The sequence below is a fragment of the Pannonibacter carbonis genome (assembly GCF_003012935.1).
Taxonomy (GTDB): domain Bacteria; phylum Pseudomonadota; class Alphaproteobacteria; order Rhizobiales; family Stappiaceae; genus Pannonibacter; species Pannonibacter carbonis.
The window spans coordinates 13,873-39,412 of sequence record NZ_PUDR01000025.1; the positions used below are offsets into that span (position 1 = coordinate 13,873).

Genomic DNA, 25,540 nt, shown 5'->3' on the forward strand with positions numbered 1-25,540 from the left:
CTTTCGTTCAGCTTGTTATCCAGGCTCAGTTGGCTGTGCCCTGCGTCCGTGCCAGCACCTCGACCTCGCGGTTCTCACCGGAGACGACGGTGAAGTTGCGGCTGTAGTTGGTGCCGTTGTTGCGGGCGATCACTTCATACTCTCCGGCTGCCAGCACGAAGGCAGGGAACGCGCCGGTCTGCTCCACCACGATATCGCCGCCGGGCGTCAGGACCGTCCAGCCGGTGTTGGCGATTGCCTCGCCACCGGCGTCATTGACCAGCTTCAACGTGATGTCGGCGGCCTCGTGGAACAGGGTGGCATTGGTCAGCTTGCCCGGATCGACAGTGATATCCGCTCGCACAACGGCGTTGACCGCACCGTATCGGCTGGCGACGTGATAGGTTCCGGCATTCAGGCGAACGATGCTGTCGGGCCTGATATCGCCTGCGATCAAGATGCGCTCGCCTTCCGCGTTGTAGTCCATGCCATAGATGTCGAAGCGAATTTCCTCGCGCGGCAGCGTGTCATCGGCGCTCAGTCCGGCGTCAAGTTTCACGCCGCCAGCGTTGAGTACCACGGTCTTGGAATAGACGCCGCGCCCGACAACCAGGCGGTTGGTCACTCCAGCATAGCCAAAGGCCGTGTGGATCAGATAGGCGCCAGGGTCGAGGCGGAACTCCGCATCGCCGCCCATGGCGGTTGCAACCAGTTCCAGATGCCCGTCTTCCTTCGGTGTCTCCGAGTAGACACGCCAGATCAGGCCATCGTTGATCTGTGTTCCCTCGTCGGTCAGCCGGGCGACCAGGTAAACCGCGCCCTTGTTCATCTCTTCCGGCTCGCCGCGCCCGAGCGGGCTCGACGGCGCATAGGGCACCAGGGTGTCATTGAACCCGGAACTGGCGGCGGGCGCTGTTTCCGGTATCAGCGCCAAGGGTAGAGAACTGGCACCGCCGGGCAAACTGCTTGCCGGATCATCGAGCGGATTGGGCAGGCCTGTGACTGCTGGTGCCGCCGGATCAGGTTTGGCACCCGGCACGGCAGCCTCAGCCCCTTGTGCCAGGGCCGGAGCCCTTGTCAGGTCGGCAGGGAGCGCGACGCAAAGCGCCAGTCCGAGGCCCATGATCGCCCGGGCGAGGAACCTGCACTGATTTGTCATCCGCTCTGTCATCACTGCTGAGGTCAAGCCGCCAACGTCTCCGCATTCTGGCTCCGGGGGCCGCGCACCGCTGCGCAAGGTCCGGCGATAAGGTCTGGAAAATCGGGCGTTTTCAAGTCGGATGCAAGCCTCGTTGTTGCCTCTGATTGACAAGGGCAGGGGAAAGCCTGCCAGATGCGGCCACTTTCGACCCCTGCCTGACGAGTGGTTTCATGTCCTCACATACTCCCGCGCATCCAGACGTGCTTGATTTCCTGCTGGCCCGGCGCTCCCATCCTGCGCCCAGTCTGGGGGCTCCGGGTCCCGATGGGGAGACGCTGCAGAAGATCCTGACGGCTGCGGCCCGCGTTCCGGATCATGGCAAGCTCGCTCCCTGGCGCTTCGTCCTCTACCAGGGCGAGGACCGGGTGCGAATCGGCAGCCATCTCGCAGCTCTTGCCGAGACCCGCTTCGGTCCGTTGGACGAGACCCGCCGCACGCAGGAACTGACCCGCTTCACCCGTGCGCCGCTCGTCGTCGGCGTGTTCAGCCGCGCTGCCGTCCATCCCAAGATCCCCGTCTGGGAGCAGGAGCTCTCCGCCGGTGCGGTCTGCATGAATCTGGTGACAGCGGCGACAGCCGCCGGTTTCGGCGTTCAGTGGGTGAGCGAGTGGATTGCCTATGACGCGGAGGCCATCGCCTATCTCGGTGGCCAGCCCGATGAGAAGGTTGCCGGCTTTGTTCACATCGGCACCGCCACGCAGCCGCCGTTCGAGCGGGCGAGGCCGGACCTTGCCGACATCGTCAGCAACTGGACGCAAGGGTGATCCATGTTTTTTGAAACCGGCATCACCGGATCGCACCGGGCCGAGGGCTTGTCGCACAATCCCTTCAAGGCGCTGGTCGCCCCGCGTCCGATTGGCTGGATCTCGTCTCTGGATGCGCAGGGCAGGGCCAATCTCGCTCCTTACAGCTTCTTCAATGCGGTCAGTGATGATCCGCCGATTGTCATGTTCTCGTCGAGTGGCTGGAAGCATACGGTCGCCAATGTCGAGGCCACCGGCGAGTTTGTCTGCAACCTCGCGACAGCGCATCTTCAGACGCAGCTCAATGTCTCCTCGGCACCGGTTGCCGCCGGTGTCGACGAGTTTGATCTGGCCGGTCTTGAGAAGGCGCCGTCACGGCTGGTTCGGGTGCCCCGTGTTGCGGCCGCCCGCGCCGCGCTTGAATGCCGGCTGCTGCGCATCGTCCAGCTCGAGGACCTTGCCGGCAGCCTCTGCGGCGCGCATGTGGTGTTTGGTCAGGTCGTCGGGATTCACATTGACGACGCGGTGGTCGCCAACGGTCGGATCGACATGTCCCGCCTGCAGCTGCTCTCGCGCCTTGGCTACAAGGACTATTCCGTCACATCCGATGTCTTTGAGATGGACCGGCCAGCCTGATCAATGATCAAGACCGCCGCGCCTGTTGTCAGGCGCGGCGCCTGGCCGTCAGGCCATCGCGATATAGTCGCGCATCTGGTCCGCTTCGCGCTCGATCTGGGCAATGCGGTGCTTGACGATATCGCCGATCGAGACAAGCCCGGCGAGCTTGCCGCCGCTGACCACCGGCATGTGGCGGAAGCGTCCTGCGCTCATGCGGGCCATGACGGAGTTGACGGTGTCGCCATCCGAACAGGTGACCACCGAGCGGGTCATGACATCGCCCACCGGCTGCTCCAGGGCCGCAGGCCCCTCCTTGCCAATGACGCGCACCACGTCACGCTCGGAAACAATCCCCTCGATCTGCCCGGCTGCCCCGGTCACGACGATGGCACCGATGCGCTTTTCCGACAGGGTCCGGCAGATCTCGCCCACCGGGTCTGATGCCCGGGCAGTGACGACATCGCGCCCTTTCTCATTCAGGATCATGGCAACAGTCATGCGCGCGCTCCCTTTTCAGTCTGTATTCCGGCTCCGCGATTTTCCGCGTCAGCCGGCAATGCCTGATGATGACAGCAAAACCGCACCGGGTGCAAACCCTGCGTAAGGCGGGGGCAGGGTGAGGATCAGGCTCGCCGGCGCCGGACCGGATCCATCAGGGGAAAGGCGATGAGGCCGGTGACAAAGCCGCCGACATGCGCCTCCCAGGCAATCGAACTGCCGAAGATCGGTCCGCTCCACAGGCCAAACACCAAATTGATTCCCATCCACAACAGGAAGAACAGCCGCACCTGGCCGTTCGACAGCAGTTCGCGGACGCTCATGGCCCGAACCAGGTAGGCTGCCGGGTCGTTGCGTCGGCCGCCTGCGAGCGGCCCGCCGCGCTGGAACACGAACATCAGCGCGCCGGCGGTCAGGCCGGATACGGCAGCAGAGGCGCCGATGACGGGAATGTCCTGTCCCGGGTGCAGCGCCAGATGCAGCAGCGCGCCGCCGACGGCACAGGCCGCGAAAAACACGACAAAGCTGAAACTGTCGAAGCGCTGCGCAATCGCACTGCCGAAGGCGACCATCCAGGCCAGGTTGAAGATCAGGTGCTCCCAGCCGCCATGCAGGAAGGCATAGGTGACAAAGGACCAGACATCGGCCCCGCCATGCGGCAGTTCTGCCGCCAGCGGCACATCAGCGTAGCGCAGCGGCCAGAAGGCAAACTGCAGGATGAGTTCGAAATCCGCGTCCCGGCTGATGAACTGCCGCAGAATGTGAATGCCGATCAGGATGGCCGACAGGGTCACGATCACGGACGGCAGGTTGAACATCGGTGCGGCCGGGCGCGGGGGAAACGGCGGCTGCGGTGGCTGGGACTGGGGCTCGGTCATCTGTCTCTCATATCCTGTCGGGTCTTGTGCGAGACTTAAGCAACCAGGGCCGGTAAATCCAGTTGCGCCCGCCGGATTGCTTGGGCCGGTGCTCACGGGGGGGTGGCACCGGCGCTCTGGCCCAAAATGACACCCTGTCTCAGGGGGGGGCGCAAATGTAGCCAGACGGCTTTCGGGGCCTCTCCGCTCCCCTCCCCCTCGTGGGGAGGGGGGAGGGGTGGGGGGACGGGAGGCCGTCATTTCACAAAGCGTCTGAAGTAAACTTGGCGAAGAGCGCAAGCGAACCGGATTTAAGTCCGCTCCCCCCACCTCCAAATCCCTCCCCACGAGGGGGAGGGGAGCGGAGAGGCTCTGACAGAGTTAAGCGTTCTGGGCACAGTCGTGCACATCGAACATGTGCCAGACTTCATATGCGAAAGCCCTGCTGTCTCAGGGGCTGACTTATCCCGAAACGAAGAACGCCCGCTGCCGGTTTCCCGGCAACGGGCGCTGCTCCTGTCGCGTCGCCGCGCTCCCCATACCTCTGTTTGCCCGCCAAAAGCTGCCGCCGCACGACCGGCCTTTTGTTCCAGGTCTCGGGTCGTTGTCGCGCGAGAGTGGCACAAACAAACGTAACGGCAAGTGAAAGGCACTGTTAACCTTAACAAATCCTTTCCGCGTCCTTCACGCGAGCGCCTCGGGGACTGGCATGGCTCGTGCTTGGTAAACGGCAGTTAACGTTTTCGCTGCCGTTCTTGTCCCGCTCCGGGACGGGGGCGGCGGCTGGACATATCGCCGGGAAGGGCCTGGGCCACCATGAAGCACACGATCAACCGCACCTTGTACCAATACTGGGACGAATTGCGCGGCAGCCGCATTGCCCCGAACCGGTCCGAGATCGACCCTGGCCGCATCCGCACCCTGCTTGGCGACACCTTCATTCTTGAGGCGGTTGACAAGGACACCTATCGCTACCGCCTCGCCGGAACGCGCCTGTGCTCCACCCATTGCCGCGAACTCAAGGGCCGCAACTTCCTGCGCGGCTGGGGCGAGCAGGACCGCGAGGCGATGGCCACCATGCTGGCCGCGATCACCGAGGATGCCGCCGCCGCCGTGCTCGGCATCGATGGCCATACCGAGCGCAAGCATGCGCTCAAGATGGAGATGCTGCTGTTGCCGCTGCAGGTGCCGGGTGAGGGCCGCAGCCGCATCCTGGGCGCCTGCGCCTATTTCGAGCGGCCCTACTGGCTCGGCCTTCACCCGATCCTCAACCAGTCCATCTCCAGCCTGCGCCTGATCTGGCCGGACGAGCGGCCGCATTTCCTCAGCCATGGCAACGACGTGCGCAGCCCGGTTCCCGCCTTGCCGCGTGTCGGCGCGCTGCCTGGTCACCTCGGCGTCGGCTTCCAGGGCTCGATGATATCGCCGGCCATGCTGGGAGCAGCGCGCCAGGTGCGTCACCTCACCGTCATTGATGGTGGTAAATCCTGACAGGGGCTGCGGCAATCACCGGATGTTAACTCCCTCTGCCTAAGCTTTGCGCTGCGGCTTTGCATCAAAAAGCCGAGGGACAAGGGATCAGGCAAGCCATGGCGACCGCGCAGGCCGCAAAACTGTCGCTGAGTGTACCTGCCAGGGGCACGGATCGCCGCCGCCACCAGCGCGTGCGGGTCAACATCCTTGGCCGGTTCATGCTCGAGAACCGGCAGGAGTATCCGTGCCAGGTCGTCAACATGTCGCCTGGTGGCCTTGCCATGATCACGCCCGTCGCCGGTCGGGTTGGCGAAAAGGTCGTCGCCTATCTCGATCATATCGGACGCGTCGAAGGGGTGATTGCGCGTGACATCGAGGGCGGCTTTGCCGTGTCGCTCAACACCACGCCGCGCCGGCGCGACAAGCTCGCCTCGGTGCTGACCTGGCTTGCCAACCGGCATGAACTCAACCTGCCTGAAGACCGCCGGCATGACCGTTTCATTCCGAAGAACCCGGTCACCCGCATCGTCCTGCCGGATGGCACAGCCTACATGTGCCGCATTCTCGACATTTCGCTGTCCGGTGCGGCCCTGTCCTGTCCCGCCCGTCCGCCGATCGGAACGGAACTCGGCCTTGGCAAGATGCGCGGCCGTGTCGTGCGTCATCTCGAGGATGGTCTTGCCGTCGAATTCGCGGTGATCCAGAACCAGGCGCTGCTGGAGCAGCATATTTCCGGCGAAGACACCACACCGGCCGGCTGACCGCCGCATCTGCCTTGCTTTGGCCAGTTCTCTGCAGCCGCCCACCGGGCGGCTGTTGTCGTTTCTGGTGGCTGCAATTCTTGCCCGTTTTGCGAAAGCCGGCCCATTTGCCCGGATGGTTTCCACTCTCCTAACGTGTTTTTGGATCCCGACACGCGGCCAGAACGCCGCATTGCCTGGCGTGTCAGCCCCGGTTCCTGACACGGTCCAAAGGGAGTTTTTGCTGCAACATCAGTCGCTTGGCGTGAGAAAGATGCAATTTGATTCATGTTCGCTGAAAACTCAAATCAACTTCGCCTAAAACTCATGTAAAATTTAAATAAAAATCAGTTTTACTTTGATATAAATGCACATTCTCCGCTTATAACCAAGTAAAATTGCCCGTGTCATGTTGTCCTCAGCCTTGGGGAGGGCGACAACATGACTTTTAAAACGCAATCAGTACTCAAGCTTGCAGCCTTCTGTTTCTCGACAGCCTTGTTGACTGCTGTGGCGCAAGCAAATCCTGGAAGGTTCATGGCAATGTCTGGCGCAGCAACTGCACCGGTTGGCCACCAGACCTTCTGCAGCGAAAATCCGTCGGCCTGCAAGGGCGGCACGGACAAGCCCGTGGTGGTCAAGCTGTCCGAGCAGCGCTGGAACGAGTTGATCGCCGTCAACGATAGGGTCAACAAGGCCATCCGGCCGATGACCGATCAAGAACTGTTTGGCCAGGTGGAATACTGGACCTATCCCACCAACGGGGCAGGGGACTGTGAAGAATATGTGCTTGAAAAGCAGCGCCAGCTTGTGAAGGCCGGCTGGCCGTTGAGTGCGCTGTTGATCACCGTGGTCAAGGACCTCAAGAACGAGGGCCATGCGGTGCTGACCGTGCGGACTGACCAGGGCGATGTGATCCTCGACAACCAGATCGAGGTCGTCCTGCCCTGGTACTCGACGCCCTATCGTTTTGTGAAACGCCAGGCGACGACCAGTCCGGCACAGTGGACAGCGATTTCCGATACCCGCGTCACCACGGTGGCGAGTATCGGACGATAATTCTCTCAGGGAGTTCCTGACGCAATCCGGCCCGGTCGCGTCCCCACCCTCCCCATCCCTACCACGACCGGGTCGTCGGAGCCGGCTTGCCCCCGCAAGCCGGCTCCACCTTTTTCAAGGCCAAGCTTTTTCAAGGCCAAGCTTTTTCAAGGTCGGGCTTTTCAAGGGCAGGATCTGGAGAAGGTGGTCTTGCGAACGCAAGGGCCGAGCCCCTGCTAATCAGACCCCTGCTAATCAGACCTAGGTGGATCAGAGGGCGACAAGCCCGGCGCGGTAGCGCTGCCAGTTGCGCACATAGCCGTCAGCCGACTGCGTGTTGCGCTGCTCGGCTTCTGCTTCCAGCGTACGGATGATGCGGCCGGGCATGCCGACGACCAGCGAGTTGTCCGGAATTTCCTTGCCCTCGGCCACCAGCGCATTGGCACCGATGATGCAGTTGCGGCCGATGCGGGCTCCGTTGAGGATTGTCGCGCCCATGCCGACCAGCGTGTTGTCGCCGATGCTGCAGCCGTGCAGGATCGCCTTGTGACCAATCGTGCAATTGGCGCCGATCGTCAGCGGAAAGCCCATGTCCGTGTGCAGGACCGCGCCATCCTGGACGTTGGAGCGGTGGCCGACCAGGATCAGTTCGTTGTCGCCGCGCAGCACCGCACCGAACCAGACGCTCGCGTCGATCTCAAGCCGGATCCGCCCGATCAGCTGCGCATCCGGCGCGATCCAGAACTTGTCTTCCTCGGGCAGCTCCGGGCTGGTTCCGTCAAGCGCGTAGAGTGGCATGGCCCGGCTCCCAGATAAGCTGCAAGGGTCAAATGCCGTGGATGAAGCCGACGGCAAAGCGCATCATCACCAGGCCGGAACAGATGCTCCACATGCCGGCGATGGTCGAGGAGGCCACGAGCCAGCCGATTGGCCGGTTCTCGATCCGGCGCCCCCGGATAGCGTTGCGCATGATGATGAACGGCCCTGCAAAGGCGCACATCAGGCAGGAGGAGACGGTCCCGACCAGGGTTTCGAGCCGCAGGTGGAAGCGCGGCGGGGTGTTGGTCAGAAGCTGGTAAAAACTGCCAAGGACTCCGGCGGCAACAAAGCCGGCGCAGCCCATATACACGGCGAGGATGAGCTCGAAATACACGCGTTAACCCTTTGTTAACCACTGCGGCAGACCCTGCCGGAATGAGTTCGAAGGGTCAAGAGCAATCCTCGTGCCGATTCCCGTGCAAGGCACCAACCGGACAGAAACCCTAGCGAATGGTTAACAATTGCCCGGACCTGCTGTCCCGCCGTGAACCATCCGTCTCGCGATGGCACGCTTGCCGTGGCACAGCTCTGGAGCAAGGCAGGGGGAGGCCGCGCTGATGTTGCCGTCAACCCTGCCACGCCCGACCGGGTGCAACCCCCTTCATTTCGCCGCGATGACAGGTCTCCTGGCGCTCCTGTCTGTGGCCTATGTCGCCAATCTGGCAGCAGGCTGGGTTGAGGCTGCGGCTCATGCTGATCCGCGTGTCACCGATCCGCACCCGGTTCCGGTCTTGGTCGGCCGCCATGGCTTCTCGATTCCGGCCAATATGATTCCCTCTGCCGATCAACGGGTTGCAGGCAGCCATCATGGCCGGCTGTCGCTTGATCTCAGCTGGCCCGCACTGTCCGGCTACACAGGGGAGGCCACGGGGGCGACGCCCTGGATCACCGTCGATCTTATCGCCTCGAGCCAGGTCGCGACGCTTGGGGAGCGGCTCGACAGTGTTTATCGCCGGCTTGCCGCCACGCATGACCCCCGGGGTCCGGCCGGACTCGCACTTTTGGACATGTCGCAGAAGATCGGCGCTGGCGATGATGTGATCGTTTTCGAGACCGGGCGCGCGGATGGGTTCATTGCCCGTTGCCTGACGCCCGCCGATGGCAGCGCCCGCTGTTTCCGCGACATCCGCCTCGCTCCTGACCTTGTCGTTAGCTACTGGTTCCAGCGGTCGTCCCTGGCCAGTTGGGGCCGCATGGACCGGCGCATTCTCGACCGGATCGACGGGTTCCGGGTGCGCGCCGCGGTTCCGGCGGATTCGCTTGCTCCGGCCCGCTGATCCATGCCCCTCCCTCCCTCATGCGCCCTTCGGCCGTATTGCCCTGTCATAACTGACAGGCTGCTCACCTGGTGAAGCGGTTGAAAACACGTCAGAAACAGGCTGGCCAACAGGCGCGTTAAGGATTTGTTAACCATTATGACGCGATCTTAACCATAGTTAACAGTCTATCGAGGAGTGGGCACCATGCGCGTCGCAGACACCACCTCGATCTCGTCCCGGATCGAGCAGGCCTTCCAGACAGCCAGTACCAGCACGGGGACGTCATTTGACTACCTGGTGAAGACGGCTGCACGCGAATCCTCGTTCCAGCCGGCTGCGCAGGCCAAGACCTCATCGGCCACCGGCCTGTTTCAGTTTGTCGAGCAGACCTGGCTGGAGACGGTCAAGGAAGCCGGCAGCCAGCATGGGCTGGGCAGCTATGCCGCACATATCGAGCGGACGGCGGGCGGCAAGTACCGCGTGTCCGATCCGCAGATGCGGCAGGAGATCCTCAACCTGCGCAAGGACCCGGAGGTCTCCTCCCTGATGGCTGGCGCCTTGACCCAGAAGAACGCCGGTTACCTGCAGCAGAAACTCGGTCGCCCGGCTTCGGAAGGCGAACTCTACATCGCGCATTTCCTCGGCGCCCATGGCGCAACCCGCTTGATCACCGGGGCCGGCGTATCACCCGAGGCCCGCGCGGACTCGGTCTTTCCGGCTCAGGCCAAGGCAAACCGTTCGATCTTCTACGACAAGGCCGGCGGCGCGCGCACGCTGTCTGAAGTCTATGCCAACCTTGTCAGCAAGCACGAGAACTTCACGATGATCGCGGGCCCGGCCGGCCCGTCTGTTCCCGATGCCAAGCCGGCGCAGACAGCTGTTCTCGCCTTCACCGACGAAGCCTCGCAACGCGTCGACAACGCCTTCCGGGCGACGGACACCTCTGCTCCCTTCGAGGCGCTGTTCCGCACCGAAGGGGCCGCCGAGGCGCCCGCTCTCGATGCCTCGTTCCTGTCGTCCTTTGCCAGCGTGCCGGAAGATCGCCCCTTCGACCGTGCGGTCGGCGGCTCGCGCCTCGTCGCCCAGATGACCGGCAGCAGCCTGACGGAAACCCTGTTCAAGGACGGCGGCCCCCTCGACCTCACCGGCTTCCTCAACTACCGCGAACGCGACAAGACCAAGGACCTGATGCCGCCGGTATAACGGGGAGGGGAGGGGCGCCGCATTCGGCCCATGGCGCGCCCTTGATCGCCAGCCGAGGCCCCAGGCCCCTCGTCGCTCCTGCGCAGGCAGGAGCCCAGTAATCGGGGCGGTAGAGCTTGAGCGTGGTCCCATAAGCCCGCTGCAGTCCGGTGGCAAACACGCTCCCCCTGCCCAGGAGCCAGGGCCCGTCTACCCCGATCCCCATCCGCGACATCAATGCTCCATCAATGCGCCGCCCACCCATTGTGGTCATCCCGACCCCCGGCGGCCATCCCCGCCTCGTGCGGGGGCCCATGCGGCGCCTAAGGCTGCCCAAAGCCCTCTATCATTAAGGATGGACCGAAGCTTGATCCCCGCATGAGGCGGGTTCGATGGCCAGGTTTCAGGTCCGTGCAGATGTCAAACGCCCAGTCTACCAACCCAGCCGCAGATCGCAGGTCAAGATGACTTCTGTCATGTGAGAACGAGATTGGGTTGGCTTTTTTAGCCTTACAAGGCCCTGTCCCGATCCGTCTTGCAGCGAGGTGCCATGTGTGGGGCATCCCTAGCCGGGACTAGGAGCCGAGCCATATTCCATTTCCGATTGCGGTGCCCACAAGCGTTTGATTTTCAGCGCTTTCCGAAAATCCGATCAACACATCCGCGCGATCCCAGGAACGATCCGCGAGGCGCTGTTGCCATCCGGCCAGGCCGGCTGCGTCTGCATCGCGGCCGAGCACATTGTTGTAGAGGGCGTTGATATAGGAAGTGTCGCTCGGGTTCTCGCCATATTTTTGCTTGAACTCGGCGGAAGAAATGAAGGCGTTTGACATATCCTTCAACGTAAGCCCCCCGTCGATAAGGTTGATGTTGTGCGCAAGGCCGGGCGTATCGGGAGTTCTGGCAAAGGCTGCCTGGTATAGGCGGTATGTCTGTCCCGCAATTTCGCCGGCTGCAACATCAAGTCGAAGTAGTCCATCAGTAAATTGAATGATCTCAATGCTGGTCAGTTGATCAACTATACTCCCAAGGGAAATGTTGATCGAGTTACCGCTTCTTGAGATAGTGGTTTCCGAACGTGCCGTCGACAAAATGAATGTATCACGTCCACCCATTCCATCGACGATATCCGCTGCAGAAGTGCCCCGGAAGACGTCATTGCCATGTGTTGCCGCATAGGCGACTTGCGGAATGGTACTGAAGACTTTCTCGCGTATGACGATTTCTCCATTCCAGGCGGAGACGCCGACAAGTTTCATGGTTTCGCCCGTCCAGATGAGCGAAGAATTGTAAAGCATGCCAAGTTCATGGTCCGCGAGAACATCCCCGGCAAGCAGGGGCGTGAACTTGCCTTTGCCGTTGCCTAGCCAGGCGAGTGGCCATTCGCGGTCAGGTGCGTAAGCACCACTTGGCGATTCTGCTACGATATCGATAAATCCGTCGTTGTTTATGTCAGCAGCGCGAATGTTGCCAGGCCATGGAGTCTGCAGACCACTGGAGATCTTTCCTTCAAATGCTTCACGGCTTACATCTTTGAAGTTGCCCCTGCCATCGTTCTGCAAAAGCTGGATGCTCCAACCCACAGCATACGGGTCGAGGCGGTAGGACAGCATGACAATATCTTTGGAACCGTCGCCGTTGAAATCTTCAATTAGGGTTCCCACTACGGCAGCATTTGATCCGAAATCTGGATGATTGGGCAGAGTAGCAGTTCGAGAATTTGAGAAGCTGCCGCCGCTATTGAAGAAAATGACGCTTTCAGGTGTGTTGAAGTAATCATTCCATTTTCCTGCAATCAGATCTCCAAGGCCATCACCGTCCAGGTCACCGACTTCCATCCAACTCCATCTCTGGTTGGGGTACCCGTTGTGGCTTTCGGAGGGCTGTGTGCTGGACGGCATTCGGGACCAGTCGGCGGTAAAGTTCCCAACTCCGTCATTGATCAGCGCATAGGGCGCGACCTTGACTGCCTCACCAACTATCGCGTTGACAATGATGTCGAGGTCGCCGTCTCCGTCGATATCGGCAGCACCTGCTCCATGAGCATAATTGATGAAGGCGGGCAACTTTTCAGTTGCATTCACATAGCCGTCTTTCGAGTTCAGAAAGAGGTAGTTTCGTTCTCCGGGGAATGGATCAGCGTCCCAACCGCTGGCGGCAATGAAAAGGTCAGGGAGGCCATCGCCGTTGAAGTCGCCGATAACAGTGGGCCGATTCAATATCATCTTATGATCAGGAAGTGCTTTCGGCGTATACCCATTTAATTCTTGTAAGAAAGTATAAGACGTTTGCGGGATGTTTTCACTTCTTCCCGGAAAGGCGCCGCCGTGGACGACAAAATCATCTCGTCCATCGCCGTTTATGTCTGCAAACGCGATGCCAACAATAACAGAAGTATCATTGATTTTATAGCTGTACTGCGTGGTATTCAATGTTACCGGCTTGATCCGAAGTGACATGCGCCCTCCTGATAGGTTTTTCAATCAATCTCTGATTTTCTGGTCATATACTCGGTCGGTTGTGGATCATCGCCGCCTCGCGCTCTCTGATCAAGCCAGAAGATGATCCGGGAGGGCTTGGCCGGGTCATGGTTCGACTTTCGTGGCCACTGCAATATTGGCGCTGCGATATCTGGCCTGTTGTAAGGGTGGCAACCTTGTCCTTCCGCTGCATTCCCTTCAAGCCGTCCACCCCGATCCCCATCCGCGCCATCAGTCCGCCAACAATGCGCCGCCCACCCACCGTGGTCATCCCGACCCCCGGCGGCCATCCCCGCCTCGTGCGGGGACCCATGCGGCGCCTAAGGCTGCCCAAAGCCCTCTATCATTAAGGATGGACCGAAGCTTGATCCCCGCCCAAGGCGGGGAAGACGGCTGAGTAGGTGGCTATGCGCCACTGGCTGCCGGATCCCATGTCATCTCTCCGATCGCGCGAGGGCTGCCCAATTTATGGTGAACCGAACGTTAAGCCTTTGTGTGGCAACCTGATCTTCGCGAAAGGGCCGCAGTAGGGTGAGGTGTCCGGTCGAGCCATGATCATTCATCAGTTTCTCCAGTGGATCAAGACAGCGCCGGCCGGTGCGCGGGCAGAGGCGACGGGCGCGTTGGCCCGGGCCTGGCTGCATTCTCCTTTGTCCGAGGACGACCGCGCGGCCGCCCTGTCGGCGTTGACCTGGCTGCTTGATGATCCGGCCCCCGAGGTTCGCTTCGCCCTGGCCGATGTCTTCGCCCGGCGGACAGATGCACCGCAGCACCTGATCCTGTCGTTGATGCGCGACCGTAGCGAGATTGCCGCACTGGTTGTGGCGCATTCCCCGCTCATTCCCGACAGTGACCTCATCGATCTGGCGGCAGAAGGCGATATCGTGCTGCAAAGGGCTATTGCGCGCCGGTTAGACCTGTCGGCCCCGGTGGCGGCCGCGTTGGCGGAAGTCGCCCCCGGTCCGGTCTGTGCAGATCTCCTCGACAATGAACATGCCCATCTCCTCGTCTTCAGCCTGTCGCGGCTGGCTGAGCGCTTTGCCGGAGAGGCTGAACTGCGCAACCGGCTGCTGGCACGGCCCAACCTGCCGCTTGCCGTCCGCCACCGGTTACTGACTGCGCTCACCGAGGGGCTTCGCGACCGCGCTGTCGTGCTTGTCGGATCCGATCCGGAGGAGACAGCCAGCTACCTCGAGGAAGCCCAGGAAAAAGCCACCCTTGTCCTGTGTGGCCAGGCGGATGAGCATGGCCTGCCGGCCTTTGTCGAACATCTGCGCGCCAGCGGCCAGTTGACGGCACGGCTGCTCATTCGGGCTGCCGGGCAAGGCCGCTTGCGGTTGCTCGCCCTCAGTCTGGCGCTGCTGACGGCGCAGGACGCGGACACGGTTGCCGGGGTTCTGGCCACAGGCCGGGAAGCTGGCCTGCGAGCGCTCATTGCCGGAGCCGGGTTGCCCCGGCGCTGTCATCCGCTGTTCGTCTCGGTCATTCAGGCTTACCGGGAGGCCGGGGAGGCGTTCTCCCGCGATGCAACGCCGGATGTCGTGCGGCCAGTGCTGGAACAGGTGGCGACCCGGCTGCAGGCCGCAGCAGGGCGGGCAGGGGGCGAGGACATCGACGACTTGTTGCGCATGGTTCGGGGCTTTGTCCTTGAGGCTGCACGCAGTGATGCCCGGCGCTTTGTCGAGGGCGCCCGGGCGGCAGCGTGACACCTGTCCTGTCGGATCGAAAATTGTCGGAAATTGCTGGAAATTGTCGCGCGGTGTCACGTCAGGGGCGTGACTTTCTCCCCTTGTGGCCGCGTTGCCCGGTACCGGTCGTCAACGATCCGGATCGCCGTGCCGTGCCAGGAAGTCAGAGGTGACGTCCGTCAGCTTGCGCAGCAGGGTCACGCCAGTCAAGTTACTGTCATCCTTGGCTTTTTCGCTCACCATCGCGCGTATTGCAACCACATGCTGCTGCAGCAGCACTTCCGGTAGGGCTTCCGGCTGTGTCACCGTCTCGATCAGGTGGCAAAGGTTGCCCGCAACCTGGCCGACCAGCGGGTAGCCGAGCGTTCCGGACTGGCCCTTGATGTTGTGGGCGGCCTGGTAGAGCGGGTCAAGTGTCTGGCGGGACAGCCCTTTTGCCTCGATCTGCTGCCAGGCGGCAAACAGCGCCTCGGCCTCGTTGCCCATCCAGCCGTCGAAGTTTCCCGACAGTTTCTGCAAGGCTGCTTCCGCCGCCTTGACGGGGTCGAACTTGGCTGCCTCGCGCGGACTCATCACGCGAACTTTCTTGCGCAAATCCTTGGGCGGCTTGAGAAATTCGACTTCTCCATCGAAGTCGTCGAACTCGTCTGACAGGTCCTCGCCGGACATCGTTTCAACCCTCGCCGCCGCCGACCCTACCTGGCCGGCTCGTTCCAGTTCCGCGCAAGCTTGCTCTGATCAGGCTAAAAAAGCGTTGCGATTCAATATCGAAACATCTCGCTCAGAATTCTTTCGTCCCAGCCATGTTCCTGGTCAAACATCATGATGCAGGACGATCCGGTGTCCTCCCGAACGCTGACCTTGGCAACATTACGGATCTCGGTATGGTCCGCCGCCGCACTCACCGGGCGCTTTCCCGGCTCCAGAACCTCGATGTCGACCACCGCGCGGTTGGGCAGCAGCGCCCCACGCCAGCGCCGAGGGCGGAAGGCGCTGATTGGCGTAAGTGCAAGTAAAGGCGCGGAAATCGGCAGGATCGGCCCATGCGCCGAGAGGTTGTAGGCGGTGCTTCCGGCCGGCGTCGCGATCAGGCAGCCGTCGCAAATCAGCTCCTCCAGCCGCTGCCGTCCATCGACCGAAATGCGCAGCTTGGCCGCCTGGTAGGTCTGCCTGAGCAGCGACACTTCGTTGATCGCCCTCGCCGTGTGATGGCCGCCAGACTGGTCAACCGCCTGCAGGAACAGGGGATGGATCGTCGTCACATCGGCCGCGCCAAGCCGGGCCAGAAGGTCTTCCTCCTTGTATTCATTCATCAAAAAGCCGACAGACCCCCGATTCATGCCATAGATCGGCAGACCGGAATTCATGAAGCGATGCAGCGTCTGCAGCATCAAGCCGTCGCCGCCGAGGGCAACGATCACGTCGGCTTCCTCGGGCGGGGCATTGCCATAGCGCTCAGCCAGACTGTCCAGCGCCTGGCGGGACTCGTCGGTATCGGATCCGACAAGCGCAATGCGGCCAGAGCGGATCTGTGGTCTCGTCGTCATGGCGTTTCCCGGCGCATCCCCTTGGTCCTGCAGGTCTTTGCCGCAGGGACGACCACTAAACAGCATCCCGGGGCGAAGGCCAAGGTCAAAGCACCGGCTTGCACCACAATGCAAGAACGGGCAGCCATCTGGCCGCCCGTTCCCAGTCTTTAATCGTCATTCCGGGCGAGAGCGAAGCGAAGACCCGGGATCTGTGCGCCAAGGCCCATCGGTTCCCAACTCCCCAAAAAACCGAGACTTCGGCTCTCCGGTCCCGGCTCGGCGCTTCGCTTGGCCGGGGTGACGGAGGAAAAATCAAACGAAATCAGAGGCCTGACTCAGGCCCCCGCCCCCCACGGACCGTGGTGAATGTCACGGCCATCGAGCCGGTCGAAGCCGTGTGCGCCAAAGAAATCACGCTGCGCCTGGATCATGTTGGCCGTGCCGCGCGCGGTCCGCATCAGGTCGAACCACGCCAGACCCGACGCAAGCGCAGGCACCGGCAGGCCATTCAGCGCACCGAGCGCCACCACCTGGCGCAGGGCCGGAATGGTCGCCTCGAGCCTTGCGGCAAAGTCAGGTGCCAGGATAAGGTTGCGGCCCGGATTTTCGGTGAGGGCCGAGGCCATGTCGTTCAGCATGTCCGAGCGAATGATGCAGCCGGCGCGCCAGACGCGGGCGATCTCCGGCAACGGCAGCGACCAGCCGAAACTGTCGGAAGCTGCTGAAATCATGGCGAAACCTTGCGCATAGCAGAGGATCTTGCCGGCGATCATCGCCTGTTCCAGCGTGGCCGCGGACGGTGCGTCTGCCCCGCCGAGACGCTTGGGCGCCGCGCCGAATCGGGCCTCTCCAGCCTTGCGCTCATCCAGCCGGGCGGAGACGTTGCGCGCCATCACGGCCGCCTCGATTACCGGCACCGGAGTTGCCAGATGCTGCGCCTCGATGGCGGTCCAGCGGCCGGTGCCCTTCTGGCCGGCGCTGTCGAGGATCACGTCCAGCATCGGCTGGCCGGTCGCCGGATCGGTGGCCTTGGAAACGGCTGCTGAAATTTCAACGAGATAGGACCGAAGCACGCCTTCGTTCCAGGCGGCAAACAGCGCCCCGATGTCGCCAGCAGAATGGCCATGTCCGTCGCGCAGGATGCCGTAGATCTCGGCGATCATCTGCATGTCGGCATATTCGATCCCGTTATGCACCGCCTTGACGAAATGGCCAGCCCCGGCCTCGCCCATCCAGGTGGCGCAGGGAATGTCCTGATAACGTGCGGAAATCGCTTCCAGGATATGGGAGACCCGGTCCCAGTCTGCCTTCAGCCCGCCGCCCATGATCGAAGGACCATGGCGCGCGCCTTCCTCGCCGCCCGACACGCCGAGACCGAGAAAGCGCATCGGCAGGCCGGCCGCCGCACGGCGGTTGGTGTCGTGGAAATTGGCGTTGCCCGCGTCAATGACGAGATCGTCCTTGTCGAGCAGCGGCGCCAGCGCGGCGATCTGGTCATCCACGGCCTGACCGGCGGGAACCATCAGGATGATCGCACGCGGCGACTTCAGGCTGGCGACCAGATCGGCCAGGCTCTCGGTCGGGATGACATTGGCCGCGAGCACGCCCGCTTCGGCGTGGAAGCGGCGAGTGACCTCCGTCGTGCGGTTGAAAACCGCGATGGGGAAGCCCTTTTCGGCGATGTTGAGGGCAAGGGCGGCACCCATGGTGCCAAGGCCGATGAGGCCGATCTCAGCAAACGTGCTGGCCATCCATGCATCCTTTGTTGCCGGCGCTTGAAGCAAGGCGCGCAAGGCTTGCGACCCGAGAATCGCCGCCTGCCGCAGGCTGGCGCGCCAGACCGGTTCAGTCTCTGTCCAAAGCCGAGCCACAAACCCGCCCGGCCACCAGCCTTCCCCCTGACATTTTCACACGCGGGTGGTCAAGGGTGGATGCTGGGGTAAAAGGCGTGGGGCGGAAGCGTGCAGATATGTTTCAAACTAGCGACTTCCATCGCGCTTCTCGATAGCCCTAACGGCACTCTCGGGCAAAGAATCGTAAATTTCTGCAACGTGCTTTGGTTCGGAAATTGTTTTTTCGACAATCAAATTAATTAGCTTGAAAAGCGAGGCAGCGGTGGCGTGATCATCTCGAAGATCGATTTGACCCGGGTGAACAGCATTATTTCCGATTACGCGAACTACATCCAGCGCTTGCTGCACTTGGATATTCAATCCGTTTTTTACTAAATTGGCAATGTCACTGTTAATGTTTTCACCTGATCCGCCAAGAAACTTACATAGCTTCTGGATGGCTAGACGGATGAGAGCTGCCGACCCTCTAGGGGACTGCATGAGTATTTTGCTGGCTTCGTCGTAGTCGCGCCGGATATCGTCGGGCATGTCGGGGTTTGCCGGAACTGCATAATCCATTCTAGGATAAATCAACTTATCAGCACACCAAATTGAGATCTCCGCACAATTAAAGCAACGGCTCGCCGAAATATTTAGCGCTTCATAGCTCGTAACTCTCGAATTTACGTCAAAGTACGGCCTCCCTTTCTCTGTTGTTGCATCCTCTTCGTTGGCTATGATACTGGGGCTGCTACCTTTAGAATTGGTAAACTTAATAATATCAATAATTTCTTGACTTGAAACAGTAGGGACTTTCCCCATTCCTAAGGCCTCAACGTGAACTGAGAACCAATGCTGAGCAGCGAATGCTTGGCAATGCGGACAGTTAAATGCAGTCGCAGCGATTGTTGGAATGACACTCTTCATAGCTAGCCTCAAGCGTTGAACAATGAACCAAGAAGGATTGAACACTTAATACGCATTAAGATCTAGTGCTTGGTGAGATCTGCGCTTTTTAGGCTGTTGTTTTTTGGGTGAGGGAATGCGACCTAAAAGTACTTTTAATACTTACACATATAAGGCAAATAAAATTTTTCTGGAAAATGGTGCCGGCAACAGGATTCGAACCCGTGACCCCCTGATTACAAATCAGGTGCTCTACCAACTGAGCTATACCGGCTTTCTGGCGCAATGTGGCCGAATGGGAGGGCTTTTAGCAGAAAGGGGAGCGGGTTGCACCCCTTTTGGGCTGGTTTTTCCACGTTGAATTCGCGGGGGGGAGCGGGTCTGGCAATAGCCCCGCCTCCGCTATGCCATGGCCGGGCCATGGCATCCATGCCGTGCCCTCTCATCCGGATCCAGCATCTGCGATCCGGACCATTCCCACGTCGCCGCCTGTGCTGGACGTTAGGTATCGGCATGGATGCCATGATCAAGTCATGGCATGACGACCGGGGGAATGTGGTTCCAGTCCGGAACTGGACTATCGCCCTTGCAACAGCATCGCCGCCGGTCGCAAGCCCCTCACTTTTCGTCATGCCATGGCTGGGCCATGGCATCCATGCCGTGCCCTCTCATCCGGATCCAGCATCTGCGATCCGGACCATTCCCACGTCGCCGCCTGTTCTGGCCGTTAGGTATCGGCATGGATGCCATGATCAAGTCATGGCATGACGGCGGAGACGGGGGGCTGTACCGCGTCTTACTCTGCGCGGTTTCGCCTCTTGAGCGGTTCGGGCGTCCTCGGTGGTCATCCCCGCCTTGTGCGGGGATCCAGCGGCTGGCTCGGGGCCATCTTGGGGACCCCGGTCGTCGGAACCGCTGCATGGGTCCCCGCACGGGGGCGGGGACGACGACGGAGGGTGGTGGCAGGGGACATGTTGACAGACGACGGAGGCCGGACATAGGCCTCTGGTCCTCCGCTGTCTGGGCTTGGCTTTTTGGATTGTGTCCTGAACCTTTCCCCTTGTCTCGGCGGTCATCCCCGCCTCGTGCGAGGATCAAGCTGCTGGCTCAGGGCCATCTTGGGATCCCCTCATAGCGCAGACGCCCGTCAGGCGGCAGACTTGCTCCAGAGAGGGAAGGGGTCGGTCATGTGGCGCCAGGCGGCCGGGGTGAAGCCCTTGGCGGGCACGAGGCATTCGGCCAGTTCCCGGCGCAGCGCCTCTTCGTCCATCGGGTCGCATCCGATGAAGACCAGTTCCTGCCGCCGGTCGCCCCAGACCGGGTCGAGGTAGCTTTCCATCGATCGGTGCCAGTCGGGATGGTCCGGCCAGTAGGACTTCGGCACCGCCGACCACCAGAGACCCCGCTTTTCAGTGCGCACCTGCGCGCCGGCCTGTGACAGTTCGCCGACGAAGTCCGGCCGGGTGGCGAGCCAGAAGAAGCCCTTGGCGCGAACAACGCCCGGCCAGGAGCGGTTGATGAAGGCCTGCAGCTTATCCGGGTCGAAAGGCTGGCGGGCGCGGAAGACGAAGGAGCGGATGCCGTATTCTTCCGTCTCGGGCGTGTGATCGGCGAAGCCGTTCAGTTCCTTGTACCAGAGCGGATGGGTGTGGGCGCGCTCGAAGTCGAAGCGGCCGGTGCCGAGAATGTCGGAGAGGGGAACCTGACCGAAGTCGGTCTCCACCAGCCGTGCTTCCGGGTTCAGCGACCGGATGATCTTGCGGGCAGCTTCGAGGTCCTGTGGCGCCGCACTGGAGACCTTGTTGAGAACGATGACGTCGGCAAACTCGATCTGATCGGTCAGGAGGTCGATGAGCGTGCGGGTGTCGTCCTCGCCCAGCGACTGGCCGATGTCAGTCAGGCTTTCGACCGAGCCGAATTGCGCCAGCAGGCCGGCTGCGTCGACCACGGTGACCATGGTGTCGAGCCGGGCGATGTCCGAGAGGCTCTCGTCGTTCTCGTCGCGGAACTCGAAGGTGGAGGCCACCGGCAGAGGCTCGGCGATGCCGGTGGATTCGATCAAGAGGTAATCGAAGCGGCCTTCCCCGGCGAGGCGCCGGACCTCAACGAGGAGATCGTCGCGCAAGGTGCAGCAGATGCAGCCGTTGGTCATCTCGACCAGCGTCTCCTCTGTGCGCGACAGGTTGGCACCGCCGTCGCGGATGAGGGCTGCGTCGATGTTCACTTCCGACATGTCGTTGACGATCACGGCAACCTTCAGGCCTTCGCGATTGGCCAGGACATGATTGAGCAGCGTGGTCTTTCCGGCGCCGAGAAAGCCGGACAGCACGGTGACGGGCAGGCGTTTGGTCATGATCTCCCTCATGAATGACGCAAAATGTAATAACGTAACATGTCTATAGCGACCCTGACCCGGCTTGCCAAGGCCTGCGTCAGCTTGACCACAGGCGGACGATGGCCAAACGCTTGACGGAGCGCCTTGATGAAAATATGAGTTCGAAATTCATGTATTTTGGTGGCGTGTCTGATCCGGCCGCTGCCCTGTCGAGAAGGACTGCAGGGATGTTCATCGCGATGAACCGCTTCAAGGTGAAGACCGACCGGCAGGTGGAGTTCGAGGCGGTCTGGAAGGGGCGGGACTCGCGTCTGGCCGAGCTGCCGGGCTTTAAGGGCTTTCACCTGTTGAAGGGGCCAGTGAACGAGGACGACGGCATCACGCTCTATGCCTCGCACACGGTCTGGGCGAGCCGGGAGGACTTCCTGGCCTGGACGAAATCCGAGCAGTTCCGCGATGCCCATCGCAACGCCGGCGGCAACAAGGACCTCTATGCCGGTCCGCCGCAGTTCGAAGGCTTTGAAGCTGTCGAGGGCGCGTGATGGACAAGACCCCGAAGGACAGCGATGCTGCTGGCAAGCCGGCGTGTGGGGGAACTGGTGACGGCGGAGACGCCATGGTGCTGGCACGGGACGAACAGGCGGTGCTGCAGGTGCTGCGGTTTATCTGCCTGACCTATGCCAAACCGCAGGCACACAGCTGGGAACAGGCGCTGGCGATGGCCGCCGATGCATTCGGGCCGGCCGTTGGCGGCGAGGTTGCCGTGGCCGTGATGCAGCTGATGCGGGCGATCCGCGTGACCCGGCGCACGACGTTCCGGTTTCGGGACCCGAACTGCGCCTGCTGCCGCACGCGCTTGTCAGACGTGGAGGCGAAGGTGATCACGCTGGTTCGGGCCGCACGCAAGGACCCCTTGCGTCCGGCCCGGGTGGATGCGCTGATCCTGACCGAGGGCGGCCCGACCGCCGCCGTCCTGGCGGAAGCAGATCGGCTGGCCGGTGTGCTGGAACGGCGATTGATCGCACGCGCGGCGTGATCCGCCTGGGCTTCAAACGGCTGAACAGCCTGTCACCTCTCCATCGTCATCCTCGGCCTTGAGCCGAGGATCTATACAAATCAATGGTTTGCAGATGGTCGGGACAGGCCCGAGCATGACGAAGGAGAGGATTGTGTCCCTTGCAATTCCTCCAAGCCCGGGTGCTCCGGTCCCGGCTCGGCGCTGCGCCTGGCCGGGATGACGCGGGGGAGGTCCGGGTCTGTTGCCTGCCTCAAAGCCCCATCTTGGAGCGGGCGAGGTAGAGCGACAGCACGGCGGCGTTTGACACGTTGAGCGAGCGGATCTCGCCGGGCATGTCGAGGCGGGCGAGGGTGTCGCAGGCCGCGCGCACACCCTGGCGCACGCCCTTGCCCTCGGAACCCAGCACAAGCACGGTCTTGTCGCCGAATGTGGTTTCCTCAAGCGTGGCCGGTCCATCGCTGTCGAGCGCAACGCGGAAGAAGCCTTCCTCGCCCATCTCATCGAGGAACCGGGCGAGGTTCTTGACCCGCACATGCTTGATCATGTCGAGCGCGCCGGAGGCGGATTTGGCGAGCACCGAGCCTTCTTCCGGCGCATGCCGTTCGGTTGTGACGACGGCGTCAGCGGCAAGCGCCACGGCCGAGCGCAGGATCGCGCCGACATTATGCGGATCGGTGACCTGATCGAGCACCAGCACCAGCCTTGCGCCCTTCAGTTCCTTGACGCCATAGGCCGGCAGGGGATCGGCTTCCAGGATCATGCCCTGGTGCACCGCATCCTTGGTGACCATGCGGTCCAGCGCCCGCGGAGCCGTGATCTCGACGGGCACGTCGATCTTGACGCCCCGCTCTTCCAGGCGGTTGACGGCGTTCTCCGTGGCAAAGAGCTTGATGCGCTTGCGATCGCGGTTCGCGAAGGCGGCCTCGACCGTGTGCAGGCCGTAAAGCAGCACCGGGCCTTCCGGCGGCAGGCCGGGGCGGCGCGGGCCGGGTTTGACGAAGCCGCGACCGGGCTTGTCGCGCTGCCAGGGCGCGCGGTCGCCACCTGCGCCGCCAGCGCCTTTCGGGCCGGATTTGCGGAAGCCGCCAGCCCCGGCGGGGCGGGGGCGCTTGCTGGAAAATGTGTCGTCGCTCATGGAGCTGTCATAAAGGCAATCGCGGTCCAGTTGAACCGCGATTTTCAGGGCATTGACCGCAACAGGCGGCTTTTGTGCCCGGGCAGGGCAGTCTACCTGCTCCCGGTGCCCGGCTTCAGGCCGTTTGCAGCGGGAAGATCATGCAGGTGACGGTGCCGTGGGCGATCAGCTTGCCCTTGGCATCGACCAGGCGGCCTTCGGCGGTGGCGAGGCGGCTGCCGCGATGGGCGACCAGTCCTTCACAGCGCACCTCGCCGGAACCGGGCATCAGCGGGCGCACCATGTTCACGGTGAGCGAGGTGGTCGTGTAGATCTCGCCGGGCTTCAGTTCCGTGTGGACAGCGCAGCTCATGGATGTGTCGAGGATGGTGGAGATCCAGCCGCCATGCACGGTGCCTTGCGGGTTCATATGTGCCTTGCCGGGATTGCCCCGGAAGACGGCACGACCGGCCTCCGCTGTTTCCAGGAAGATCTGCATGGTCACCATGATCGGCGGGGCGGGCAGCTTGCCCTCCTTCATATGCTGGAAGATCTCCAGACCGGACAGCTTGGTGATTTCGGTGAGAGGCAGGGCGCCGAGCTGAAGGTTGGCAAGATCAGGGGCCGGAGTAGCTGATGTCATGTGAGGTGTCCTTTGCAAGGAAGGCGGGAAGGGGCAGGAAGCGGCGCCGATCAGTCCGCAGGCGCTGCCACATCAGGCGATGCGGATGGGCTCAGCTGCCGGAGCGCGTCGCGCAGGCGTTTCAGGCTGGCGCGAATTGTCGAGGCGTCTGACGGTCCGAGTTCTCCAAGAAGCGTGGTCTGGGCCGTCGCCCAGGCAACTGATGCCTGGAACAAGGCCGCGCGTCCTGCATCAGTCAGCGCCGGCAGCTGACGTCGCCCCGCGCCCGGCGCCAGTTCAATCAGGCCGGCCGCCTGCAGCGGCTTGAGGTTTCGGGTCAAGGTCGACCGGTCGATGGAAAGAAACGAGGCAAGGTCACCAAGCGATGCCGGATTGCGGGAGGCGATCCCGGCCAGCAGCGAGAACTGGGTGACCTCCAGCCCGACCTCGGCCAGATGCGCATTATAATGCCGGGTGATCAGGTTGGAGGTCCGGCGCACGGCGAGACCAAAGCAGCCCCGTGCCATGGCATCGACATCCGGACCATCCGGCTGGACCTGCGGATCAGCTTGACGCCCGTCAGGGGGAGGGGGGTAGGACATGCTTACCTGCTTCTGATGTTGCAGCTACAAGAGCTGAAGGCGCTGCCTATTGCAAGTACAAGAATCGAATCGAACCGTCCGACCCGCTTGCGCCGAACCGGATGGCAGTCAGGGGCCCGCCGAAGCGCTCCGGTGACACAATGAGGGCTACGGTCATGGGACGCCGGCCGGCAGGATCTGCAAAACGGGAGCATCAGACCTGTGATTATCTGGCAAAATGGGGCGGAACCGGCGGGATCTGCGGTTGCCGAGGCTGTGGCAAGCGGCGGGTGCGGTGGGGAAAACCCCTGTGGAAACAATGGAAGGCACTGAGTCCGCTGCGGCATTTATGAGGTACATGCAGCCTCCGGCGGCGAAAAACGCAGGTCATCGGGCATTTTGTCACCTGACCCGGCAAATCGGCGTTGACAGGGCAGGACTGCATCTGCATAACACGCGCCACAGGACACCCCGCACTTGCGGCGGGGCGGTCTGTGAAGCCATCCTGACTGCTTCGGACAGAGGCTCGACGGAATGGAGGAGTGCCCGAGTGGCTAAAGGGGACGGACTGTAAATCCGTTGGCTAAGCCTACGTTGGTTCGAATCCAACCTCCTCCACCATCGTCCCCCGAAGTCCGGGTCAGCGGGTGTAGCTCAATGGTAGAGCAGCAGCCTTCCAAGCTGATGACGAGGGTTCGATTCCCTTCACCCGCTCCATCACTGGGTGCCGATCAGAGTGACCGGTACGGGCAGGTTCTGTCCGGGGGTCCTGGACAGAACGGGAAGCAATTCGCTGCCTCCGGGGCGCCTGAAATGGCGACCGCAGCGGCCGGAGCGCGTCCCGCCTCGAACCTAGACGACTGAACCGCGTAACGGATAGAGAGCGACGCCGATGGCGAAGGAAAAGTTTGAGCGCACGAAGCCGCACGTGAACATTGGCACGATTGGCCACGTTGACCACGGCAAGACGACGCTGACCGCAGCGATCACCATGACGCTGGCGGAAGTTGGCGGTGCAGTTGCCAAGG

25 protein-coding genes and 3 tRNA genes are annotated in these 25,540 nt (G+C 62.1%); 13 read left to right on the forward strand and 15 right to left on the reverse strand.

Annotated elements, in window-relative coordinates; genetic code table 11:
• Positions 1–25: 25 nt before the first annotated feature.
• Positions 26–1,138: a hypothetical protein gene (locus tag C8348_RS21410; RefSeq protein WP_198647180.1), complete on the reverse strand. Its 1,113-nt coding sequence runs from the start codon at positions 1,136–1,138 to the stop codon at positions 26–28.
• Between the two features lie 212 nt (positions 1,139–1,350).
• Between C8348_RS21410 and C8348_RS21415 the strand changes: the two genes are divergently transcribed.
• Together C8348_RS21415 and C8348_RS21420 are read left to right on the forward strand one after the other, a co-directional pair.
• Positions 1,351–1,944: a nitroreductase family protein gene (locus C8348_RS21415; RefSeq protein ID WP_106755350.1), complete on the forward strand. Its 594-nt coding sequence runs from the start codon at positions 1,351–1,353 to the stop codon at positions 1,942–1,944.
• 3 nt (positions 1,945–1,947) lie between these two features.
• Positions 1,948–2,559 (forward strand): flavin reductase family protein, encoded by a 612-nt coding sequence (locus C8348_RS21420; protein WP_106755351.1) that lies wholly within the window; start codon positions 1,948–1,950, stop codon positions 2,557–2,559.
• Positions 2,560–2,607: 48 nt separating this feature from the next.
• On the opposite strand, the gene C8348_RS21425 is transcribed toward C8348_RS21420, so the two are convergent.
• Positions 2,608–3,039 (reverse strand): CBS domain-containing protein, encoded by a 432-nt coding sequence (locus C8348_RS21425; protein WP_106755352.1) that lies wholly within the window; start codon positions 3,037–3,039, stop codon positions 2,608–2,610.
• Between the two features lie 125 nt (positions 3,040–3,164).
• The gene (locus C8348_RS21430) at positions 3,165–3,917 is read right to left on the reverse strand and encodes a rhomboid family intramembrane serine protease (RefSeq protein ID WP_106755353.1); all 753 of its coding nucleotides are present in this window, start codon (positions 3,915–3,917) and stop codon (positions 3,165–3,167) included.
• 795 nt (positions 3,918–4,712) lie between these two features.
• Here C8348_RS21430 and C8348_RS21435 point away from each other — a divergent pair.
• From C8348_RS21435 to C8348_RS21445, 3 genes are all read left to right on the forward strand, one after another.
• The gene (locus C8348_RS21435) at positions 4,713–5,387 is read left to right on the forward strand and encodes a PAS domain-containing protein (protein ID WP_106755354.1); all 675 of its coding nucleotides are present in this window, start codon (positions 4,713–4,715) and stop codon (positions 5,385–5,387) included.
• 98 nt (positions 5,388–5,485) lie between these two features.
• The gene (locus tag C8348_RS21440) at positions 5,486–6,130 is read left to right on the forward strand and encodes a PilZ domain-containing protein (protein ID WP_106755355.1); all 645 of its coding nucleotides are present in this window, start codon (positions 5,486–5,488) and stop codon (positions 6,128–6,130) included.
• A 516-nt stretch (positions 6,131–6,646) separates the two neighbouring features.
• Entirely contained in the window at positions 6,647–7,168 is a 522-nt protein-coding gene (locus C8348_RS21445) for a transglutaminase-like cysteine peptidase (protein WP_208983852.1), read from the forward strand.
• A gap of 249 nt (positions 7,169–7,417) precedes the next feature.
• Here C8348_RS21445 and C8348_RS21450 read toward each other — a convergent pair whose 3' ends face one another.
• The gene (locus C8348_RS21450; protein WP_106755357.1) at positions 7,418–7,945 is read right to left on the reverse strand and encodes a gamma carbonic anhydrase family protein; all 528 of its coding nucleotides are present in this window, start codon (positions 7,943–7,945) and stop codon (positions 7,418–7,420) included.
• Between the two features lie 28 nt (positions 7,946–7,973).
• A complete protein-coding gene (locus C8348_RS21455; RefSeq protein ID WP_208983853.1) occupies positions 7,974–8,300 on the reverse strand; it encodes a DUF6949 family protein in 327 nt (108 codons plus the stop codon).
• A 223-nt stretch (positions 8,301–8,523) separates the two neighbouring features.
• On the opposite strand from C8348_RS21455, the gene C8348_RS21460 reads away from it, so the two are divergent.
• On the forward strand, positions 8,524–9,243 hold the full coding sequence (locus tag C8348_RS21460; protein WP_106755358.1) for a hypothetical protein: 720 nt from the start codon (positions 8,524–8,526) through the stop codon (positions 9,241–9,243).
• A 186-nt stretch (positions 9,244–9,429) separates the two neighbouring features.
• Positions 9,430–10,428 (forward strand): transglycosylase SLT domain-containing protein, encoded by a 999-nt coding sequence (locus tag C8348_RS21465; RefSeq protein WP_106755359.1) that lies wholly within the window; start codon positions 9,430–9,432, stop codon positions 10,426–10,428.
• A gap of 554 nt (positions 10,429–10,982) precedes the next feature.
• Here C8348_RS21465 and C8348_RS21470 read toward each other — a convergent pair.
• Positions 10,983–12,866, reverse strand: coding sequence for an FG-GAP-like repeat-containing protein (locus C8348_RS21470; RefSeq protein ID WP_106755360.1), 1,884 nt, complete (start codon positions 12,864–12,866; stop codon positions 10,983–10,985).
• A 572-nt stretch (positions 12,867–13,438) separates the two neighbouring features.
• Here C8348_RS21470 and C8348_RS21475 point away from each other — a divergent pair.
• Entirely contained in the window at positions 13,439–14,593 is a 1,155-nt protein-coding gene (locus C8348_RS21475; RefSeq protein WP_106755361.1) for a DUF2336 domain-containing protein, read from the forward strand.
• Positions 14,594–14,704: 111 nt separating this feature from the next.
• Here C8348_RS21475 and C8348_RS21480 read toward each other — a convergent pair whose 3' ends face one another.
• The 6 genes from C8348_RS21480 to C8348_RS21505 all read right to left on the reverse strand — a co-directional run bounded on the left by C8348_RS21480 (position 14,705) and on the right by C8348_RS21505 (position 21,195).
• The gene (locus C8348_RS21480; protein ID WP_106755362.1) at positions 14,705–15,244 is read right to left on the reverse strand and encodes an Hpt domain-containing protein; all 540 of its coding nucleotides are present in this window, start codon (positions 15,242–15,244) and stop codon (positions 14,705–14,707) included.
• A gap of 92 nt (positions 15,245–15,336) precedes the next feature.
• Positions 15,337–16,122 (reverse strand): NAD kinase, encoded by a 786-nt coding sequence (locus tag C8348_RS21485; RefSeq protein ID WP_106755363.1) that lies wholly within the window; start codon positions 16,120–16,122, stop codon positions 15,337–15,339.
• Positions 16,123–16,439: 317 nt separating this feature from the next.
• Positions 16,440–17,855, reverse strand: a complete 1,416-nt coding sequence (gene gndA / locus C8348_RS21490) for an NADP-dependent phosphogluconate dehydrogenase (protein WP_106755364.1) — start codon at positions 17,853–17,855, stop codon at positions 16,440–16,442.
• 228 nt (positions 17,856–18,083) lie between these two features.
• A complete protein-coding gene (locus C8348_RS22220) occupies positions 18,084–18,863 on the reverse strand; it encodes a DUF4145 domain-containing protein (protein ID WP_198647181.1) in 780 nt (259 codons plus the stop codon).
• 177 nt (positions 18,864–19,040) lie between these two features.
• Positions 19,041–19,116: transfer RNA gene (locus C8348_RS21500), tRNA-Thr, on the reverse strand.
• Positions 19,117–19,989: 873 nt separating this feature from the next.
• Positions 19,990–21,195 (reverse strand): GTP-binding protein, encoded by a 1,206-nt coding sequence (locus C8348_RS21505; protein WP_106755365.1) that lies wholly within the window; start codon positions 21,193–21,195, stop codon positions 19,990–19,992.
• 209 nt (positions 21,196–21,404) lie between these two features.
• Between C8348_RS21505 and hmuQ the strand changes: the two genes are divergently transcribed.
• Positions 21,405–21,719 (forward strand): heme-degrading protein HmuQ, encoded by a 315-nt coding sequence (gene hmuQ, locus C8348_RS21510; protein WP_106755366.1) that lies wholly within the window; start codon positions 21,405–21,407, stop codon positions 21,717–21,719.
• Positions 21,719–22,213 carry a hypothetical protein gene (locus C8348_RS21515; protein WP_157950502.1) on the forward strand — a complete coding sequence of 165 codons (495 nt, stop codon included), beginning with the start codon at positions 21,719–21,721 and terminating at the stop codon, positions 22,211–22,213. The genes hmuQ and C8348_RS21515 overlap by 1 nt, the downstream gene beginning before the upstream one ends.
• A 232-nt stretch (positions 22,214–22,445) precedes the next feature.
• On the opposite strand, the gene C8348_RS21520 is transcribed toward C8348_RS21515, so the two are convergent.
• From C8348_RS21520 to C8348_RS21530, 3 genes are all read right to left on the reverse strand, one after another.
• On the reverse strand, positions 22,446–23,330 hold the full coding sequence (locus tag C8348_RS21520) for a TrmH family RNA methyltransferase (protein ID WP_106755368.1): 885 nt from the start codon (positions 23,328–23,330) through the stop codon (positions 22,446–22,448).
• A gap of 115 nt (positions 23,331–23,445) precedes the next feature.
• Positions 23,446–23,952: a PaaI family thioesterase gene (locus C8348_RS21525; RefSeq protein ID WP_106755369.1), complete on the reverse strand. Its 507-nt coding sequence runs from the start codon at positions 23,950–23,952 to the stop codon at positions 23,446–23,448.
• A 50-nt stretch (positions 23,953–24,002) separates the two neighbouring features.
• The gene (locus C8348_RS21530) at positions 24,003–24,533 is read right to left on the reverse strand and encodes a MarR family winged helix-turn-helix transcriptional regulator (RefSeq protein ID WP_208983854.1); all 531 of its coding nucleotides are present in this window, start codon (positions 24,531–24,533) and stop codon (positions 24,003–24,005) included.
• A 515-nt stretch (positions 24,534–25,048) separates the two neighbouring features.
• Between C8348_RS21530 and C8348_RS21535 the strand changes: the two genes are divergently transcribed.
• The 3 genes from C8348_RS21535 to C8348_RS21545 all read left to right on the forward strand — a co-directional run.
• Positions 25,049–25,133: transfer RNA gene (locus tag C8348_RS21535), tRNA-Tyr, on the forward strand.
• A 22-nt stretch (positions 25,134–25,155) separates the two neighbouring features.
• Positions 25,156–25,229 (forward strand) — tRNA-Gly (locus C8348_RS21540).
• Between the two features lie 175 nt (positions 25,230–25,404).
• On the forward strand, positions 25,405–25,540 hold a 136-nt coding region (locus C8348_RS21545), incomplete at its 3' end, for a GTP-binding protein (protein ID WP_244294100.1).

Bases quoted from the DNA above. Each gene is read 5' to 3' on its own strand.
- C8348_RS21410 (WP_198647180.1), bottom strand. From the start codon at position 1,138: ATGACAAATCAGTGCAGGTTCCTCGCCCGGGCGATCATGGGCCTCGGA.
- C8348_RS21415 (WP_106755350.1), top strand. From the start codon at position 1,351: ATGTCCTCACATACTCCCGCGCATCCAGACGTGCTTGATTTCCTGCTG.
- C8348_RS21420 (WP_106755351.1), top strand. From the start codon at position 1,948: ATGTTTTTTGAAACCGGCATCACCGGATCGCACCGGGCCGAGGGCTTG.
- C8348_RS21425 (WP_106755352.1), bottom strand. From the start codon at position 3,039: ATGACTGTTGCCATGATCCTGAATGAGAAAGGGCGCGATGTCGTCACT.
- C8348_RS21430 (WP_106755353.1), bottom strand. From the start codon at position 3,917: ATGACCGAGCCCCAGTCCCAGCCACCGCAGCCGCCGTTTCCCCCGCGC.
- C8348_RS21435 (WP_106755354.1), top strand. From the start codon at position 4,713: ATGAAGCACACGATCAACCGCACCTTGTACCAATACTGGGACGAATTG.
- C8348_RS21440 (WP_106755355.1), top strand. From the start codon at position 5,486: ATGGCGACCGCGCAGGCCGCAAAACTGTCGCTGAGTGTACCTGCCAGG.
- C8348_RS21445 (WP_208983852.1), top strand. From the start codon at position 6,647: ATGGCAATGTCTGGCGCAGCAACTGCACCGGTTGGCCACCAGACCTTC.
- C8348_RS21450 (WP_106755357.1), bottom strand. From the start codon at position 7,945: ATGCCACTCTACGCGCTTGACGGAACCAGCCCGGAGCTGCCCGAGGAA.
- C8348_RS21460 (WP_106755358.1), top strand. From the start codon at position 8,524: ATGTTGCCGTCAACCCTGCCACGCCCGACCGGGTGCAACCCCCTTCAT.
- C8348_RS21465 (WP_106755359.1), top strand. From the start codon at position 9,430: ATGCGCGTCGCAGACACCACCTCGATCTCGTCCCGGATCGAGCAGGCC.
- C8348_RS21470 (WP_106755360.1), bottom strand. From the start codon at position 12,866: ATGTCACTTCGGATCAAGCCGGTAACATTGAATACCACGCAGTACAGC.
- C8348_RS21475 (WP_106755361.1), top strand. From the start codon at position 13,439: ATGATCATTCATCAGTTTCTCCAGTGGATCAAGACAGCGCCGGCCGGT.
- C8348_RS21480 (WP_106755362.1), bottom strand. From the start codon at position 15,244: ATGTCCGGCGAGGACCTGTCAGACGAGTTCGACGACTTCGATGGAGAA.
- C8348_RS21485 (WP_106755363.1), bottom strand. From the start codon at position 16,122: ATGACGACGAGACCACAGATCCGCTCTGGCCGCATTGCGCTTGTCGGA.
- gndA (WP_106755364.1), bottom strand. From the start codon at position 17,855: ATGGCCAGCACGTTTGCTGAGATCGGCCTCATCGGCCTTGGCACCATG.
- C8348_RS22220 (WP_198647181.1), bottom strand. From the start codon at position 18,863: ATGAAGAGTGTCATTCCAACAATCGCTGCGACTGCATTTAACTGTCCG.
- C8348_RS21505 (WP_106755365.1), bottom strand. From the start codon at position 21,195: ATGACCAAACGCCTGCCCGTCACCGTGCTGTCCGGCTTTCTCGGCGCC.
- hmuQ (WP_106755366.1), top strand. From the start codon at position 21,405: ATGTTCATCGCGATGAACCGCTTCAAGGTGAAGACCGACCGGCAGGTG.
- C8348_RS21515 (WP_157950502.1), top strand. From the start codon at position 21,719: ATGGACAAGACCCCGAAGGACAGCGATGCTGCTGGCAAGCCGGCGTGT.
- C8348_RS21520 (WP_106755368.1), bottom strand. From the start codon at position 23,330: ATGAGCGACGACACATTTTCCAGCAAGCGCCCCCGCCCCGCCGGGGCT.
- C8348_RS21525 (WP_106755369.1), bottom strand. From the start codon at position 23,952: ATGACATCAGCTACTCCGGCCCCTGATCTTGCCAACCTTCAGCTCGGC.
- C8348_RS21530 (WP_208983854.1), bottom strand. From the start codon at position 24,533: ATGTCCTACCCCCCTCCCCCTGACGGGCGTCAAGCTGATCCGCAGGTC.